The organism is Aureispira sp. CCB-QB1, from assembly GCF_000724545.1.
Classification (GTDB): Bacteria; Bacteroidota; Bacteroidia; order Chitinophagales; family Saprospiraceae; genus Aureispira.
Map to the genome: position 1 here is coordinate 123,044 of NZ_JHBV01000041.1, position 18,595 is coordinate 141,638.

The following is an 18,595-nucleotide window of genomic DNA, read 5'->3' on the forward strand; positions in this document are numbered from 1 at the left end:
GTATCTTTCTGATATTGGGCAACCAAGCTATTTTTAGATTAAGAAACCAACTATAAATGAGCAATAAAATCGTTCGGATTGCAGGAACACAAGGCTTTTATGGAGATAGTCCAATGGGAGCAATTACAGTGGCTATGCAAGAAGCAGCCGACTATCTGATGCACGATGCATTGGCAGAGCTGACCTTATCCATTTTGCAAAAAGATAAACTCCGAGATCCTAATTTAGGCTATGCTAGAGATGTTGAATTTCATGCTGCCAAATTATATCCCATCACTTTGGCTAAAGGCATAAAAGTAGTTACAGATTCTGGAGGACTAAATCCTCATAGTGCCGCTAAAAAAGTACAAGAAATTTTACATCAACAAGGCATAAAAGACGCTAAAATTGCTGCAATTGATGGCGATGATATGTTGACGAAACTAGAACAACTAAAAGCAGATCAACTTCCTCTTATCAATTTAGACACAGGCACCTCTTACCACGACTCTAGTTTTCCTCCCACCCATGCCAATGTCTATATTGGTGCTCAATGTATAAAAGATGCCCTAACACAAGGTGCTGACATTATTCTAGCTGGACGAGTTGCTGATCCTTGCTTGGCCTTAGGAATTTTAGCGTATGAATTTGACTGGGATTTGGAAGGAAAAACACAGAAAACATTGGATCAACTTGCCAATGGAATTATGGTTGGGCATATTTTAGAATGTGGTGGGCAAGCTTCTGGTGGCAATGCCTATTCCGAATGGCTTGGAAGAGATTACCAATTTAGTCATTTGGGCTATCCAATTGCTCATGTTGAAGCCGATGGTAGTGCAACAATTACAAAATTAGAAAACCAAGGCGGCAAAGTAACTCGGAATACCATTCGAGAACAATTGGTCTATGAAATCCACAATCCTCGAGCCTACATTACTCCTGATGTAACGGTTGACTTTAGTCAAATTCAGGTTCAAGAAATTGCGTCCAATCAAGTTCGGGTTAGCAATGCAAAAGGGAAGCCTCGCCCTGAAATGCTAAAACTTTGTATTGGTCAAATGGAGGGTTACGTTACAGAACAGTTGTTTTATTTTTCTTACCCTTATGCTTATGATAAAGCCAAAGCCTTTGTTCAGGCAGTTAAAGAAACTTGGGCAACGCTTCCTTTTCAATATGAGGAATTGCGAGTCAATTATCTCGGTATTAATGGCATTCACGAAGATGCTGCTCCTATACTCCCCAAAGATACGATTGATAACATGAATGAAATTGGAGTGAGAATTGCGTTTCGCCATCAAGATAAGAAAGTTGGCAAACTATTGATTCAATCGATTGTTTGCTTAGGATTAAATGGTCCTCCAGGTTTGGCAGCCAGTATGAATTGGGGTAAAGCTGCGTCCATTCGTCTAGGATTGTTTCCTACCCTCATTCCAAGAAAATATGTTGTTCCTAAAATTACGTTGTATTAACATGAAAAAGATAAAATTAATTGACCTTGCAGCTGCCCGTTCTGGCGATAAAAATGATATTTGTAATATTGGTGTTCTAGCCAATAGTTTGGAACATTATCACTTGCTAAAAGAGCATCTGACTGCTGAAAAAGTTAAAGCACACTTTGGTAACCTTATCAAAGGAAAGGTGGTGCGTTACGAATGGGATGCTTTGGAAGCACTCAACTTTGTTTGCTACGAAGCACTAGATGGTGGCGCTTCTCGCTCCTTGCGAGTCGATACTTTAGGGAAAAATTTCTCTAGCCACTTATTGCGAATGGAATTAGAAATTTAACAGATGACTTCAACAAAAGATATACAAACTAGAGCTGACGTAGAGCACTTGATTAGAACTTTTTATGAAAAAGTATTGGTAGACAAAACCATTGCCTTTATTTTTATAGATGTTGCTCAAATTGACTTAGACAAGCATTTTCCTCACTTATTTGATTTTTGGGAAAATATTTTGTTAACTCCCAATGGATACAAAAGAAATGTGTTGAAAGTACACTTAGATTTAAACCAAAAAGTTCCCCTTCGCCAAGAGCATTTTGAACGTTGGCTAGAACTATTTACCAACACCGTAGATGAGCTTTTTGAAGGAACAGTTGCCAATAATGCCAAAAATAAAGCCTTGTCTATTGCTACGGTGATGCAAACAAAATTGCACCGGTCTAAGGGTTTGTTGTAACGATAGATTTTTTAAAAATAAGAACCGCTTCTTCCAATTCATCCAGCGTCATAGAAGTAAATCCCAATCGAGTTGCTTTTAGGTTCGGTACATTAATAGTATACCCCTCTCCTGAAGAAAAGAAAAGCCCTTGTCGAAGGGCTTTTTGGGCACTGCTTTGCACATCTATTTGGTTGTCAAAAACAGTCCAAATGGCCATTCCTCCATTGGGTTTGTCAAAATAAACGACATCACTCATATAAGTTTTTAGCAATTCATCCAAACGATCTCTTCGCTGCTGATAGATGCGCAACGATTTTCGAATGTGTCGCTGAATTTCTCCAGTTTGAAACAGCTCTGCTATCGCTTTTTCGAGCGGAAAATCTCCTTGTCGATCAATAACCCTTCTCAACCTAGCCATCTCATTAATCAAATCAGGATGGGCGGCAACAAAACCTACCCGAAAAGCAGGTGCCATTACTTTACTCAAAGAGCCAATATAAATAACGTGCTTCAACTGATCGATACTCGCCAAAGGCAGGATTGGATTTCTCTGATAATGAAAGTCATAATCGTAATCGTCCTCTATAATAGCAAAACTATGCTCTTGCGCCAATTTTAATAGTTTTAATCTCCTATCAGCACTCAAGGTCACCGTTGTTGGATGATGGTGGTGGGAAGCAACATAAATTGCCCGTATTGGTTTATGCCGACAATACTGTTCCAACTGCTCTACAACAACTCCTTGCTCATCAACATCAATATAAACCAATTCTGCCCCTAATTCTTGAAACATCATATTTGCAGTACTATAATTTAACCTACCAACGACTACAATATCTTTGGGTTTCACTAGAATCTGCGCTACCATATAAAGCCCCATGACAGAACCTCTCGAAATTAACATATTATCTACCCCTAGTGCAATTCCCCTCGTACTTTGAAGATACTCTACCAATTCTGTTCTCAGCTCCAAGCCTCCTTTTGTTGTTCCATATACCAATCCTTTTTTAAAACTAGAGCGCTGAATGACCGATCGGTACGCCCTTCCCAAAGCTGTCAACGGAGCCAAACGAACATCTGGTACGCCATCATTGAACTGCAAACGACTAAGTGGCATAGGATGAGCAGGCTTTATATACCTAAGTGGTTGTATCGCATAACCAATTTTATTAGAAGCTGTATTTCCTTCTCTTTTCAACTCTTGTGCCTTTATGGTAGGAATTTTTTGATGTACAAATACACCACGCTTCGGACGTATTTCTACCCAGCCCTGCGCCTCTAATTCCTCATAAGCAACTGTAATGGTATTTCTGTGGACTTCTAACAATTGCCCCAACACTCTAGAACCTGGCAATTTTGTTTCTGCTGATAATTTTCCTTGTTGGATTAGCTTGGCAAATGCTTCTACAATCTGTAAATAAATAGCTGTCTTGCTTGAGCGACAAATTGGAATTAAGTTTTTGTAAGGCAACATAACTGGACTATTAAACTTATAAAAAGTGGACTAAATAAATAGTCCTATAAAGCTATAATTTTGTGTCTACAAGTCCTAATTAATCGGATAAAATTCTTTCAACAGTTCCGTCTATCATTCGTCCATTTGTCGAAGTTTATTCCATCTATTTTTAACACGAACAACACGCTTTATGAGTACCACAATGCCCCTTCATTGGATAATATTTCTAAGTACCTTCTTTACCATCAACTCTAGTTTACTAGGCAGACCTTATAGCACTTTATTACACGACTACACCATCAACGAGAAAGGTCGTATTAATCTTATTAAAGAGACCAAAGATAGTTTTGATCGGCTGATTTTGGTGATTGGAAAAAGAAGCAACATCTATTATCAAAAACAAAAAGGAACCATTTTAAATCGTCACATTTTATTAAAAAAAGGCATCTTACAGCATACAATACCACTCAAAGGACGAGCCAATGGACAGCATTTTAAAGGATTGCAAATCTCCTTTAGAGAAGATTTTGAAGGAGCAAAACGCTTATTTGAATTCTTAGCTGATCATACTTCCATAGAGTGGTCTTTGCTTTCTATTGGAATTAATAAACAATCCAGAAGTTTTATCTATACGACCTATAGCGACAAACTAGAATTCTTTGGGTCTATAAAAGTTCATCACCTACTCAATTACCCCAAAAAGATTGACTTTTTAAAACATTATCACAATCATCCTAGGGCTGTAAATGATCCAATAGGCAAACACGCTTTCCCTTCTAATTCAGATTTAGATTTCAGGAATAAAGTATTAAAAAAGGAACTTTCATTGGTGGAGTTTCTGATTCGAACGGATGGTTTTTATGTAGACTATAGTAACCCTAAGGAGTGGTATAAAAATAAAACAGAAGAATGGTTGTAAACCTATTGTTTCAAAAGTGACCTAGTAACTTTATAAAAACTGGATTCAAAAAATAGTCCTAAAACAGCATAGATTTACACTCTACTTTACGGCACAAAAAACGAAAAACCACAACCACGTAGTAGAAACATAGCTAAACTCAATATATACGAATTCTAAAAACACGATTGACTAATGGAAAAAAAATCATTGCAAAGTCCCCGCACCAAAATAAAAAGAGTCCCCAAACGCGGCTTATACGATCCAACAAGCATCTACAACGTTTTGGATGCAGCTTATTTAGCCAATATTGGATTTAATTACCAAGAACAACCGTTTGTCATTCCAACGCTCTATGGTCGGTTGGGAGAATACTTATATATACATGGTGCTGCTAGTAGTCGTATGCTAAAAAGCATTGTTAGCCAAACTATTTGTCTAAGTGTTTCATTGGTTGATGGCTTGGTATTAGCCCGTTCTGCATTTCACCACTCCATGAATTACCGTTCCGTTAATTTACTAGGCAAGCCAATTGTTGTTGACAGCCCCGAGGAGAAAGAATTGGGGTTAAAAATCATCTCCGAACACTTAATTCCCAATCGCTGGGACGAAGTTCGTCCTCCAAATTCAAAAGAGTTAAAAGGAACGACTGTTTTAAAACTAAAAATTGAAGAAGGGGCTGCCAAAATACGAGTCGGTCATCCCAAAGATGAAAAAGAAGATTATAATTTACCCATTTGGGCAGGTCAAATTCCATTGCAAACAAGTACTTTAAAAGCTATTCCAGATGATCGGCTTGATCCTACTATTCCTATTAGTAATAGTGTCCAAAAATACATTCAAAAGCATTCAAAACTTGTTGAATAGTTTGCATATTCAATATACAAGCCCTTTTAAGACCCTATCTTAGAGGGGCATTTTTCCATCTCATAGATTTAATTTGATTTTGTGTAGAATAATCATTTTATAAATAACTGTTTATAATGATAATCAAGCAACTCACCTTCATTGTTATATAACAATTCTACAAATTGCTTTTTTCATACGCTAACTTTAATCCTCCAATAAATAGCTTTTCTAATATCTATCCTTTACTTTTGTGGTTAGTAGCTTGTGCATTTCTTTAACAATCATATTACAATCCAAAGCACATTTTGCACAGACTATTGACATACAAGCATTCTAAAAAGAAGTATTTGAGAACAGAGTAGAGAAACAATGAGTAGTTTTAAAACAATATTTGATCAGCACGATTGGAATACCGTGAAAGCTAGTATTTACAGCAAAACTAGTGTAGATGTAGAACGTGCTTTGACTGCCTCTAAACGTACCATAGAGGATTTTAAAGCCTTAATATCCCCAGCAGCGGCCCCTTATTTAGAGCAAATGGCGCAGTTGAGTCATGAGTTAACACTCAAACGGTTTGGGCGAACGATGCAACTCTACATTCCGATGTACTTGTCCAACGAATGTCAAAATATTTGCACTTATTGCGGCTTTAGTTTAGACAATAAAATTGCACGACGCACACTTAATGGCTTTGAAATCTTGCAAGAAATTGAAACACTAAAAGGCATGGGCTATGAACATGTTTTGTTAGTAACAGGAGAAGCCAACAAAACCGTAGGCGTTGATTATTTCAAAAAAGCATTAGAAATTGTTACCCCTCATTTTGCGCATGTGTCTATGGAAGTTCAACCGCTAGACCAAGCAGATTATGAGGTTTTACTTCCGATGGGCTTGAATACCGTTTTAGTCTACCAAGAAACGTATCATCAAGAGGATTATAAAAAACACCACCCTAAAGGAAAAAAGTCTAATTTTTATTATCGTCTAGATACGCCCGATCGTTTGGGCAAAGCGGGGGTTCACAAAATTGGCTTGGGTACATTAATTGGCTTGGAAGATTGGCGGACAGATAGTTTTTTCACGGCTTTGCATTTAGATTACTTAGAACGAACCTACTGGAAAACCAAGTACACCATTTCGTTTCCTAGGCTGCGTCCTTTTTCGGGGGGCTTAGAACCAAAAGTAGCTATGAATGATAGAGAATTGGTACAATTAATCTGTGCGTATCGCATTTTTAATGAAGAGGTAGAACTTTCTATTTCTACTCGTGAAACAGAAATTTTCCGTAATAATATTATTAAGCTAGGGATTACTTCTATGAGCGCAGGATCTAAGACAAATCCAGGGGGCTATACGGTAGAACCTCAATCTTTAGAACAGTTTGAAATTTCGGACGAACGCTCTCCCGCTACAATTGTTAAAATGCTAAAAGAACAAGGCTACGAACCCGTTTGGAAAGACTGGGAAATGGCTTACAATTAACTATATTTCATTTAGATATTAAAATACATGGAACCAAGAATAGAGTTTTTGCCACAAAAAAAACTAGTCGGCAAATCAGTAGAAATGAGCCTAGCCAATGACAAAACGGTTGAGTTATGGAAAAGCGTGATGCCTTTGGTCAAAACCTTGCCTAATAGTGTTAGTAATGAGTTGTTTTCGATCCAAGTATACGATACAGCAATTAGCTTTGATAACTTTACTCCTGAAACCAATTTCACCAAATGGGCAGCCGTTGAGGTTAGTCATTACAAACAGATTCCCGAAGAACTTTCCTCTTTTACATTGAGTGGTGGTCTGTACGCTATTTTTGTGCACAAAGGCGCTCCAGAGGACTTTCCTAAAACGAGCCAATACATTTTTGGTCAATGGCTTCCGCAATCCGATTACGAATTGGATCAACGAGAACATTTTGAGTTGTTGGGCGACAAGTACAAGAATAATTCTCCCGACTCTGAAGAAGAAGTCTGGATTCCTATTCGTTTAAAACGATAAGATTGTTTAAACTGGGCTTTAAATATTAAAGCCCAGTTTAAACAGCCTTAACTAGCCCCTTCATACAATCGACAAACAACAGCCCCAGAGTCGCCTGTTAAAAACAAAACTCGATATGTCTTATCTGCTGATAGGTTATATACCAACATTCCATCTTCTCGAACTTCGTTAGGCTCCCCCAATAATTCTTTTAAGTCGTTCACAGACATCACTTGAACCGCTTCGTCTATATTTGGCTCTACTATATTATCCTCTAACAAATCAACAGGGCAACTCGGTAATATTGTTTCAAATTTATTAAAAACGCCTTGCCTATCGGCACCATCCAATGCTTTGAACTTGACACACAAACCCAATACATCATTGGTTAGTTGACTTTGATCAAAGGTAGCTTGAGGCTCCGTCTCTACAACCTCTTCCTTCATAATGTCTTTTACCAATGCCTTGTCCGCCTCCGATAATTCTTTGGATGGCTCTGCATCTTGTGAGGTTTCAGAAGGAGTATTTTCACAAGCTACAGTTATCAATAAAAATAATGTTACTATAAAATAGAATCGTTTGGTACTCATTTTTTTGAATATTTATGGTGATTAGAATGTTTGTTGACCATTATACACAAAAAGAACCTACAGTCAATAGTTAGAATTGTAGGTTCTTTTTGCTTTTGGTACGCTACATAATGCTTTCTTACATAACAAATGAAATGCACATTTTGTTAAACAAAAGTCAGCTTATGTGTAAATCATACTCTTGCCTTCTATCCTATTAGTAGTTAGCTACGCTGCTACTTCGTGGTTTCAACGAACTATTGTCCTATTTCAACCATTTTATATTACAACCTGCGCTAGGATATTGTTTTTCTGTTACAGGCTCTCCTGCCAACACAGCATCAATTGCTGCTCTCAAATCCTCTCCAGTGACAGGAATATCGGTGTTGGGGCGTGAAGTGCACAAACGTCCTCTATAACGCAACTTTAGTTCTCCATCAAAAACGTAAAAATCTGGTGTACAAGCAGCATCATAAGCCTTAGCAACTACCTGCGTAGCATCGTACAAATAAGGAAAAGGATATCCCACTTCTTCTGCGAGTTCTTTCATTTTTTCGGGACTATCTTGTGGATAGTTCTCCACATCATTTGAACTAATAGCGACAAAAGAAACACCTTTTGCCATGTATTCAGTAGACAATTTTACTAATTCTTCATTCACGTGCAAGACATAAGGACAATGATTGCAAGTAAACATAATAACCGTTGCCTTATCAGATTGGATGGATTCCAAACGAACTTCTTTTCCTGTAACGGTATCCAATAATGCAAAATCGGGAGCTTCTGTTCCTAACGGAAGCATATTAGACTCTGTAAGTGCCATTTTTATTGTTTATTTTTATAATGATTATAATCACGATCTTCTAGCTCTATTGTTGCTACAACTTGAGCATGATCTGATTCCCAACAATTTATTTTATTATTTGCAAAGGTTTGATCAACAATATGATCGTTAAAAGTACGGACATAAACAACTCGACCAACTCTATTCGGATTTTCCTTTACCAGCTCTTGGCTAACCATAATGTGGTCCAAACTTTCGTAATGCCCATTATGAATATGCGTATAATAAACATCTTGCGAAGACTGTCGAGCTTGAATATCTTTGACATGATACAACAAAATATCCCATAATTTTTTCTTTTGCTCCATTGACCAAAAGCGTGGTGGCGCTTGCCCAGATATAATCTGTGTGGTTACCGATGTATGCGTATCGTTCAAATCGCCCAAAGTAATCACAGGATGGTCTCGCTCTCTCAAGCTTTCCATCAAAATAGTACGCAAGGCATTTGCCTCAGAAGCTCTTAACAACAACGATCGCGCTTCTCCTTTGGATATTTCTAGTGGATCATGTCGATCCACAACGCTATCGGGAATTAGAGGACGCTTAGACTTTAGATGCGCTACAAATACAGTTAAAGGTAGCCCTGAAGGTAGTTCTACCTCCGCCTTCAATATCGGTCTAGAAAATTCGGTAAAAGGAACAACCAAACCATCAACCTCTAACTGTTCTGGAAAATCGGAATAGACCGTATAAGAACGAATGGGGTATCTAGAAACAATTGCTACAGCGGGACTACCACCTTTTCGAGCTCCCATAACAATATCGGCACCTTTATACAAAGGATGCTGCTCTACAATTTCCCTTAGAGAAGTTTCATCAAATAGCTCTTGAAAGCCAACAATATCTGCATCCATTTTGGTAAGCTGCAAAGAAATCCAAGTTTTTTTCTTCTCATATTCCTCTTGAGTATAAAAACGTTTACCGTAGAATTTTGTATTCGGCTGAATTAAGTTCAACAGATTAAAAGAGGCAACTTTTAATGTTTTTATATTGTGATGACCCATAATAGATTTTTGTTAAAGTTATTTGTTCTTGTTTTCTATAAGCATTCTCATCCTAAACATATCTTTTGATAGAAATGTTATTTCACAATAACGACTTTATGTGATTCTACATCTTTGTCTGTCACAATATTAATAAAATTAACTCCTGAACACAAATTAGAAACATCCACTTTAAAATTTTGATCCTTTACATTGGTGTGTGATTGGCAGCGTTTTCCTCTAGCATCATAAATTTCAATCGTTACAGCTTCCGTCAACACTTCTTTAAAGCGAACAGTCACATAATCTTGTGCTGGATTAGGGGCTACAACTGCTGCAGGTGCTCTTGGTACATCCAAAACTTTATTAGTTGCCAACAACAAAGGATTATAATTGGGTATAATAATGCATTCCGAACCATTTGCTGGACGCCACAAAGGAACGCCTGTTGGTAATAATGTTCCTTGATCATCATCCAACAATTGAGGCACATTTGCCATGCTATCAGGAAAAGGAACTACGGTTTTGATTTGAATACGTTGCTTATTAATATTTACAAAAAAGAAACCACTAATTTGCTCTACGTCCTGTGTTACATTGGGAATTGGCGCATAAGCCGTTCTTGGAGGTGCTCCCCAAGATCCATCTCCTAAAAAGACAGCTCCAATGCTATCGTCTCTCACTAAATTATGATAACTACTACTCGCTGTTGCATCATACTTAAGTGGATAAGTCGTCTTGAGTACGTGCGTATGCGATTCACAAGCCAAACGTACGCCATAAGTAGCAAATTCCGAAGCCCAACAGTTAATTAAGTCTGTACGAGCCGAATAGTTAGCATGTGGTACCATTGGTTGGTGGTACTGCACAATCTTCCAATAAGGAGTGTTAGAAGGCATGCTATTTTGCTGCAAGTCATTCACCAACCAATTTTTTTGAATAACATCTGTGCACGCATCAGAAGGCTCTGAATTTAAGGTGTACAAACGAAATAAATTGCCTCCAAAATTAGTTGCATAATAAATATCTGTATTAGAAACATCAAATAATCTATCCAAATCTACAGCATCTTCGTGATTTCCCAAAGCATGAATAATTGGTGTGATACGTCCATCGGGACCATTTGCCAAATCCCAGTCGTTCATCCACTCTTCCCAATCATCATCACTATCAAAGGGAAAGACATCATAATTTCGAATATAATCACCTGTAAACGCTACAAAATCAGGGCGTATTTTTCCAACGATTCGGTTCAGATCTTGTCGAGTTTCACGACAACCATTTCCCCAACAAGCAGGATCGCCTACCCCAAAAATATTTACTCGTTGCCGAGAATCACCACCCGAAATAAAAGAAATAGGTTGATTTGGATCATCCGAAATTGTACGGAAAGAATACCTTGCAGAAACGGAAGAACTTCCATGCTGAATAACAAAATAATAAACGGTTCCTGGTTGTAAATTTGTCAAACGAACAAAGTAATGATTATTTCCTTTGTGGCTTGTACTTCGATCAACTGTCTTTGTTAAAGCGTAAGCGGCATAGTTGGTACCATGATCCGTTGTATCATAATAAACAGTTCCTACTATTCCTGACCAACCCAAAGCAATCGTTGTAGATGGATCGTCTCGATAGGTCGCTCGAATCCATTTCGGTTGCGCAAATGCTTCTTGAACAAAAAGAAGTATAAATAAAGCCAACAAAAGTTGGTATGCTTTTTTAGTGTATGCTATCTCCATAGTAATTGACTTAACTTTTTGGTTATTTTTTTTATTAAGCTTAAAGGTACTATAAATATGTTGATTTGAAAATTGCTTTTTGTAACTATTTATTTAATTTATATGGTCTTTTAAATTAACATTCATATAGCATTGGCAACTTAAAAACATTACTGCGTGGCTAGATGGCATTGCATACATGCTACACAGTTCATTATCTGATACACCTTACTCCAAATCATAATTTTCTCCCAAACTTGGAATCTCAATATTATTAAATCCTCGTTCTTCCAAATATTGCTTAAATTCCGCTTGCACCTTGTATTCTCCATGTACTAAAAACAGTTTTTTTAAGCTCCTTTGGTTTTGCAAAAAGTTAAAAAGCTCAACTTGATCAGCATGAGCAGAAAATGAAACCAAACGCTTTACATTGATACGTACATTTTTACGCTCTCCATATAGATAAACGGTTGAATCCCCTCTTAGCAACTTTCCTCCTAACGTATTAGGAGAACAATAACCGACCATCAAAACGGTGTTCTTAGAATCTTCTACCAAATGAAACAAATGACGTCGTACCCGCCCAGAAGTCATCATTCCAGAAGAACTAATAATAATACAAGGCTCCTCCGATTCTGCAAGACGGTTTGCCAAACCACCACGTTTTACATAATTCAAGCCCGAAAAGCCAAAAGGATTAGGATCTTCCATCAAATAATCGTGCAGCTGTTCATCATAACATTCAGGATGGGTTCTGAATATATCAACAGCATTAATAGCCAGGGGGCTATCGATATACACAGGAATTTCAGGCAACTTCCCAGCAGTTTCTAATTGATCCAACATATAAATAAGACTTTGTGTTCTTCCTACACTAAACGCAGGGATTAGCAATTTCCCTTCATTTAAAACACAAGTCTCCCTAACAACATACAATAAGTCATTTAAGTCTGCAGTAAGATTCTGGTGTACCTTCCCTCCATAAGTAGATTCGCAAATCAGATAATCTACCTCTGGCATAGGAATAGGATCTTTTAAAATGGGGCGTTCATTTCTACCAATATCACCTGTAAATCCAAATAAAACTGGCGCAGCACCTTCTTCTTCTATCTTTAGAGTGACACTTGCCGAGCCCAAAATATGCCCCGCATCTCTGAAAAACACCTCTAATCCTACTTCGACAAAATGCCAACGTTCGTAACTTAAACCTGTAAAGAAATAAAGTGCTATTTTGGCATCTTCACAAGTAAACAACGGAGGATTGTTCTCATCTGCCTCGTTTTCTTGAATTTTGCCTGCATCCATCAACATAATAGAAGCCAAACTTCGTGTAGCGTGCGTACAAAGAATCTGCCCTTTAAAACCATCTTTTACCAACTTAGGTACTCGTCCAATATGATCAATATGCGCATGTGACAGAATAAGAAAATCAATTTCTTTGGGGTTGAAATAGGACCACTGCTCGTTGAAATTATGCATATCCGCTTCATTTCCTTGATACAAACCGCAATCTAGAAGGATTTTATGTCCATTTTTTAAAGTCAACAAATGACAACTACCTGTTACGTCTTGAGCAGCACCACAGAATTTTACGTTCATATCTTTAGGACTTTTTATTGTGAGAAGATTAGTTTAAAGTAATCATTTTTTTTACAATCTCATGTAGTTCACCCAAAAAGATTCTAAAGCGTTGATTAAACATTATTATATTCTAATCCATCTCACTTTTTTTATAGCTTTGCAGCTCGGTTTCTTCCGATAAACAACAACTATGAAAAAAGTACTATTTATGGGACTACATCGTCCCGACCGTTCTCCTTCTCAACGTTACCGCTTTGAGCAATTTCAACCCTATTTAGAAAAGCAGGGATTTGAATTTGAATATTTTTATTTGATTCGTGCCCAAGACGACCAAAAGTTTTATGGTGCAGGCAATTACATCGCCAAGATCGGCATTTTAATTCGCAGCATTTTAAAATTGTGGTTCAAATCTTTTCAGGCAAAAAAATACGACTTTGTTTTTGTGCAACGAGAAGCATTTATGTTGGGAACTGTTTTTTTTGAAAAGCGTTTTGCAAAAAAAACAAAGATGTTGTTTGATTTTGATGACTCTATTTGGTTGCAAAATGTCTCTGAAGGCAACAAAAAGCTTAGTTTTTTAAAAGATGCTGCTAAAACTCAAAAGTTAATCGCTATTTCAGATATGGTTTTTGCAGGCAATTCTTTTCTAGCAGACTATGCCAAACAATTTAACCCCAACACCAAACTAGTTCCAACAGTAGTTGATAGTGATAACTACAAGCGAGCAACAGCTGCCTCTAAGGAAAAAATCTGTATTGGTTGGAGTGGAAGTTTTTCGACCATTCCTTATTTTGAATATGCCTTGCCTGCTCTAAAAAAGATTAAGGAAAAGTATGGGGATAAAGTTTACTTTAAAGTTATTGGGGATGCCAACTACTATAATAAAGACCTTGATATACATGGAGTTGCTTGGTCTAGCAATAGTGAAGTATTTGAATTGTCTGAAATAGATATCGGAATTATGCCATTGCCTAATGATGAGTGGACAAAAGGTAAATGTGCCCTCAAAGGTCTCTTATATATGTCTTTGGAGCAAGCCGCTATATTATCGGATGTTGGTGTCAATAGTGAGGTTATTGAAGATGGAGTCAATGGCTTTCTTGTTTCTACGACAGAAGATTGGGTAGAAAAACTTTCTTTACTTATTGACAATCCTCAATTGCGCCAAGAAATAGGCAGAAAAGGTCGCCAAACAGTCTTAAATCACTATTCTGTTTTATCAGAACGAGATAATTATGTCCAATATTTTAATGAATTGTTGGCTTTATAAGCCTTCCTTTATTTATTCACAACTATAAATTCTGATTGAATATTATTAATAATACGCACGACTACTAATTGGTTGTGAGATACCGCAACTCTAGACGGTATTTATTGTTACACTAAAAATTACTTTATCGTTGTAGAATATTGCTTTTAAAAATACCTTTTTATATACACATATGAATATAATCAACATAAAAGACTGGAAATTAGGAATTCAATTATCCAAAGAAAAACCTTTTCTAATCTCTGGTCCTTGTTCAGCAGAAACAGAAACACAAGTATTGCAAACCTGTACTCAGATTGCCAATTTAGGAGTAGATGTTTTACGTGCTGGAATCTGGAAACCAAGAACTAGACCTGGTTCCTTTGAAGGAATTGGAAAAAAAGCGTTGCCTTGGCTTGTAGAGGCGGGAAAACAAACCAACTTACCAGTTTGTTGTGAAGTTGCCAATGCAAACCATGTCGAAGAAGCCTTAAAACATGGCATTGATATCTTATGGCTTGGTGCTCGTACTACGGTCAACCCATTTGCTGTTCAAGCAATTGCGGATGCTCTACAAGGTGTAGACATTCCAATTATGATTAAAAATCCTGTCAATCCAGATTTAGAACTTTGGATTGGTGCCATTGAGCGCATTGCACAAGCTGGCATTCAGAAAATTGCTGCCATTCATAGAGGTTTCTCAGTTTATAATGCTCCTAAATATAGAAATCAACCACAGTGGGAAATTCCTATTGAGTTGCGCAGAAGGATAGCTAACTTAGAAATTATTTGCGACCCGAGTCATATTGCTGGCAAGAGGGACTTATTATTTGAAATTGCTCAACACGCCCTTGATTTAAATTTTGATGGGTTGATGCTAGAAAGTCACATTACTCCAGACACCGCTTGGAGTGATGCACAACAACAAGTCACTCCAGAAGGATTGCAAACTTTAATGAAACAACTCATCACTAGGCAGCTAGACACGGACAACCTAGATTATTTAAACAAAATAAACCATTTTAGGACTTTAATTGACAATCTGGATACACAAACGCTGCATTTGTTATCTCAACGCATGGAAATTGTCCGACAAATTGGGTTACACAAAAAAGAAAGCAATATTGCGATATTACAAATCGAACGGTGGCTCAATGTGCGCAATAGCGCCTTAGAAAAAGCTGCTTCCTCTAACTTATCCGAATCTTTTGTTGAGGATATTATTAATACGATTCATAAAGAATCTATTCGTCAACAAACAACCATCATGCGTAAAGACTAATGAATCAGACTATCGTATCTATTGATTGGCTTTTTCAGCACATAGGCGATCCCAACCTAGTAATTTTAGATGCCAGTCTAAAGCAAAACCAAGCAAATTTGAAAACGAATTTTTCCAATCTAAAGATAAAGGGAGCTCGTTTTTTTGATTTAAAAAATATATTTTCACGTCAAGACTCCGATTTACCAAACATGGTCTTGTCTCCCCAATATTTTGCTTTAGAATGTCAAAAATTAGGCATTAACCAAGATAGCACTATTGTTGTTTATGATAATTTGGGCATTTACTCAAGTCCTAGAGTTTGGTGGATGTTTCAACTTATGGGGCATACCAATATCGCTGTTTTAGATGGAGGACTTCCTGCTTGGGTATCCGCCCTATACCCTACAGAAATTTATTCAGCCGATTCGACCACATATAAACTAGGAAATTTCATAACAAACTATAACACAGGGTGGTTGGTGAATCAATCGCAGCTTACACAACACTTATCCGACACAACAGCCATAATCATTGATGCTCGAAAGGAAGCTCGTTTTTGGGGCAAGGCTCCAGAACCTAGACCGAATTTACGTTCTGGTCATATTCAAGGTTCGATTAATATTCCCTTTACAAAAGTTTTGCACAGTGGTTTTTTCAAAGAAAAAGAAGCTTTATTAACACTTGCACAGTCTTTAAATTTAGGTAAAAAACGACTTATATTTAGTTGTGGGTCTGGCACTACTGCTTGTATTCTTTTACTAGCATTCCAAACTGTTCTAAAAAATCCTATGGCACTTTATGATGGTTCATGGTCCGAATGGGGAATTAAAAATTGATACATAATATAAAAAAGCACAAGATACCAAAAAAAAGAAGGGCAGCCCCAATAGGCTGCCCTCTTTCATTATATGTTGAACTGTAGTAACTTCTAGATTAGTCTACTACTACTTTTTCAGTCCAGTTTTTATTTCCAGCTTTAGCTGTAAGCATATAAACACCTGCAGGCAATTCAGAAATATCAATGCTTTGTGTTTCTTTAGTAACATTTAAACTTTGAGTAACGTTTAATACGCGACCAGCAATATCCGTTAAAATGTACATAACATCTGTAGCTTCTTCTGCTTCAAAGTTAAAGTTTAATACATCTGTAGCTGGGTTAGGGAATACACTAAATGTAGCACCTTCAGCAGCATATACAGTAGATACAGAAACAGGATTCACAGGCTTAACTCCCAAGAACAATCCGATAGAAGGAACGATATCTGCTCCAAAACCAGTCCAGAACCAATCTGTTGTACCAGCAGCATCAACAACCTTCAATGGAGAAGGGTTGTTAACAGAATCTACACGAGTCATAGCTGCGTTCATGTAGAAGTTATTCTCATCAGCACCCAACCATGGCACATCGTCACTATCAAATGTAGCTGGACCTGTTGTCAAACTTGGATTTGTCAAGATAGAAACATAGTAGAAACCATTGTCTTTCAATCCTGGCATTGCTCCAGAACCTGTTGCATTAACAAAGTTAGTAACTGTAGTTAAACCATAATCACCAGCTGCTACAGTAGTACCCAAACCTGTCAATGAAATTGTTCCAATACCAATTTGAGTCAACAAAGCACCATCATTCAATGTTCCTGTAGAAGGATCCATCTCATATACATTACAGAATAATGTTTGGCTAGCAGCTCCAGAGAAATTATTTGTTAAACGGTAACGGAAAGAAACAGAATCAATTGTAATTGTATCACTTTCACCTCTAGGGAAGAAATATACAGAACCGTACTCCCAAGAAGAGAAAGGACCACCACCTGGGAAAATAGATCTAGAAGAGAATACAGCACCATCGTTAGCTGATAATCTAGCTTTAGAAATATAGTTTCTCAAAGGAGCAGCATCGTCTGTAATTGTAAACGTATGTCTAGCAGTGTCATTAGCAGCATTTCCGTCTGCATTTTTGTGATCCACCCAATAAGTAACACGGTAAGCACCTGCACCATATGTGTTGATGAAGTTGATGTCATCCAAATAGTCAATTTGAGTTTCTCCACTTACATTACCACCAGGTAAAGAATCATAGTACATTACATCTGTGTAAATACCTTGAGTAGTTGCTCCTGTAACAGCATCTGTAAAATCAATATTGATGTGAATAGCAGCAGAATCACTAGGAACGATGTCTTTGTATCCTACGTTGATTGCTTTAGATCCCCAGAACCATTCTCTGATGTCATTGGCATGAACGATGTTGTTCAATGCGTTGTATGGGTTTCCACCAACTTTTACATTGTCACCGCTACCAATCAATAAGTTACTTCCTGCCTCAGCACCACCTAGAGCAATATCATAAACTGGTGCTGTTTCAATTGTAACGTCATCAACGATTGCAAAGTAGTAATTGCCATCAAAAGTGAAACGAATACGACATTGAGACAAGTTAGCAACACCTGCTGTCACGTTTGTAAATAAAACACGAGCAAAATCTTGTGTTAAATCTGGAACTGCTGATCTAAAATCTTCTGTTGCAGCCCAAGTTTGACCATCATCTACAGAAACAGCAATAGACAATTCAGTCATTTGGAAGTTTCTATACAAAGTGTAAAATTGGATTGTCAACGCAGAATCGGTATAACCAGTAAGGTCAATTCTTGGAGAAATTAACTCACCTCTGTGAGCAGCAGGAGAAGTCCCTGTACCTTGTACTCCACCACCACCATTATCCAAGAAGTCTGAATCAAACATCGCCACACCATTAGGTTGAGATGGAGAGCTAATAGGAGTTGTTCCTCCCCAGTATGCTCCTGAAGAGTACCCGTTAAGATCTCTTGTCCAGTAAGCATTACCAGGAGTAACAGCCCCACCATTTTCATTTACACTTAGAGCAGTCCAAGTTGTTGGATTGTCTCCCGCTGTAAACGAAGTTGCGTTCGTGAACGGATTACTGAACTCAGCATCTGCAACACCGGTTGCAGAACCTACGCCCCAAATTTTAGTTTGTGCGTCAGCAGTTGTTCCCATAAAGAAAACAGCAAATGCTAATGCACAAAAACGCATAAGATTAATTTTAA

The 18,595-nt window shown here is 37.5% G+C and carries 17 protein-coding genes; 10 read left to right on the forward strand and 7 right to left on the reverse strand.

Annotated features, from left to right (window positions below):
- Positions 1-56 precede the first annotated feature (56 nt).
- From CG11_RS21030 to CG11_RS21040, 3 genes are read left to right on the forward strand one after another with little or no spacing between them, the layout of a single operon-like run.
- Positions 57-1,448: an acyclic terpene utilization AtuA family protein gene (locus tag CG11_RS21030; protein WP_052598818.1), complete on the forward strand. Its 1,392-nt coding sequence runs from the start codon at positions 57-59 to the stop codon at positions 1,446-1,448.
- Positions 1,449-1,458: 10 nt separating this feature from the next.
- Positions 1,459-1,764, forward strand: coding sequence for a hypothetical protein (locus CG11_RS21035; protein WP_052599047.1), 306 nt, complete (start codon positions 1,459-1,461; stop codon positions 1,762-1,764).
- A gap of 3 nt (positions 1,765-1,767) precedes the next feature.
- Complete coding sequence (locus CG11_RS21040; RefSeq protein WP_052598819.1) at positions 1,768-2,160, forward strand: group III truncated hemoglobin; 393 nt, start codon at positions 1,768-1,770, stop codon at positions 2,158-2,160.
- On the opposite strand, the gene CG11_RS21045 is transcribed toward CG11_RS21040, so the two are convergent.
- On the reverse strand, positions 2,144-3,616 hold the full coding sequence (locus tag CG11_RS21045; protein ID WP_052598820.1) for a PLP-dependent aminotransferase family protein: 1,473 nt from the start codon (positions 3,614-3,616) through the stop codon (positions 2,144-2,146). The two genes, CG11_RS21040 and CG11_RS21045, sit on opposite strands and share 17 nt — an antisense overlap.
- 172 nt (positions 3,617-3,788) lie before the next feature.
- On the opposite strand from CG11_RS21045, the gene CG11_RS21050 reads away from it, so the two are divergent.
- From CG11_RS21050 to CG11_RS21065, 4 genes are all read left to right on the forward strand, one after another.
- A complete protein-coding gene (locus CG11_RS21050; protein ID WP_052598821.1) occupies positions 3,789-4,517 on the forward strand; it encodes a JAB-like toxin 1 domain-containing protein in 729 nt (242 codons plus the stop codon).
- 174 nt (positions 4,518-4,691) lie between these two features.
- Complete coding sequence (locus CG11_RS21055; RefSeq protein WP_052598822.1) at positions 4,692-5,363, forward strand: pyridoxamine 5'-phosphate oxidase family protein; 672 nt, start codon at positions 4,692-4,694, stop codon at positions 5,361-5,363.
- 351 nt (positions 5,364-5,714) lie between these two features.
- Entirely contained in the window at positions 5,715-6,827 is a 1,113-nt protein-coding gene (gene thiH, locus CG11_RS21060) for a 2-iminoacetate synthase ThiH (RefSeq protein WP_052598823.1), read from the forward strand.
- A 27-nt stretch (positions 6,828-6,854) separates the two neighbouring features.
- Positions 6,855-7,340 (forward strand): GyrI-like domain-containing protein, encoded by a 486-nt coding sequence (locus CG11_RS21065; RefSeq protein WP_052598824.1) that lies wholly within the window; start codon positions 6,855-6,857, stop codon positions 7,338-7,340.
- A 47-nt stretch (positions 7,341-7,387) separates the two neighbouring features.
- Here the strand turns inward: CG11_RS21065 and CG11_RS21070 are convergent, their stop codons facing one another.
- From CG11_RS21070 to CG11_RS21090, 5 genes are all read right to left on the reverse strand, one after another.
- Positions 7,388-7,909 carry a hypothetical protein gene (locus CG11_RS21070; protein ID WP_052598825.1) on the reverse strand — a complete coding sequence of 174 codons (522 nt, stop codon included), beginning with the start codon at positions 7,907-7,909 and terminating at the stop codon, positions 7,388-7,390.
- Between the two features lie 244 nt (positions 7,910-8,153).
- Positions 8,154-8,711, reverse strand: coding sequence for a thioredoxin family protein (locus CG11_RS21075; protein ID WP_052598826.1), 558 nt, complete (start codon positions 8,709-8,711; stop codon positions 8,154-8,156).
- A 2-nt stretch (positions 8,712-8,713) separates the two neighbouring features.
- On the reverse strand, positions 8,714-9,736 hold the full coding sequence (locus CG11_RS21080) for an endonuclease/exonuclease/phosphatase family protein (RefSeq protein WP_052598827.1): 1,023 nt from the start codon (positions 9,734-9,736) through the stop codon (positions 8,714-8,716).
- Positions 9,737-9,813: 77 nt separating this feature from the next.
- A complete protein-coding gene (locus CG11_RS21085; protein ID WP_052598828.1) occupies positions 9,814-11,454 on the reverse strand; it encodes a T9SS type A sorting domain-containing protein in 1,641 nt (546 codons plus the stop codon).
- A 207-nt stretch (positions 11,455-11,661) separates the two neighbouring features.
- The gene (locus CG11_RS21090; RefSeq protein WP_052598829.1) at positions 11,662-13,032 is read right to left on the reverse strand and encodes an MBL fold metallo-hydrolase RNA specificity domain-containing protein; all 1,371 of its coding nucleotides are present in this window, start codon (positions 13,030-13,032) and stop codon (positions 11,662-11,664) included.
- A 172-nt stretch (positions 13,033-13,204) separates the two neighbouring features.
- On the opposite strand from CG11_RS21090, the gene CG11_RS21095 reads away from it, so the two are divergent.
- The 3 genes from CG11_RS21095 to CG11_RS21105 all read left to right on the forward strand — a co-directional run bounded on the left by CG11_RS21095 (position 13,205) and on the right by CG11_RS21105 (position 16,363).
- Positions 13,205-14,284 carry a glycosyltransferase family 4 protein gene (locus tag CG11_RS21095; RefSeq protein WP_052598830.1) on the forward strand — a complete coding sequence of 360 codons (1,080 nt, stop codon included), beginning with the start codon at positions 13,205-13,207 and terminating at the stop codon, positions 14,282-14,284.
- 172 nt (positions 14,285-14,456) lie between these two features.
- Entirely contained in the window at positions 14,457-15,545 is a 1,089-nt protein-coding gene (locus tag CG11_RS21100) for a bifunctional 3-deoxy-7-phosphoheptulonate synthase/chorismate mutase type II (protein WP_052598831.1), read from the forward strand.
- Positions 15,545-16,363, forward strand: a complete 819-nt coding sequence (locus tag CG11_RS21105) for a sulfurtransferase (RefSeq protein WP_052598832.1) — start codon at positions 15,545-15,547, stop codon at positions 16,361-16,363. Before CG11_RS21100 ends, CG11_RS21105 begins: the two co-directional genes overlap by 1 nt.
- A 97-nt stretch (positions 16,364-16,460) precedes the next feature.
- Here the strand turns inward: CG11_RS21105 and CG11_RS21110 are convergent, their stop codons facing one another.
- A complete protein-coding gene (locus tag CG11_RS21110; protein WP_197043902.1) occupies positions 16,461-18,581 on the reverse strand; it encodes a T9SS type A sorting domain-containing protein in 2,121 nt (706 codons plus the stop codon).
- Positions 18,582-18,595 lie beyond the last annotated feature (14 nt).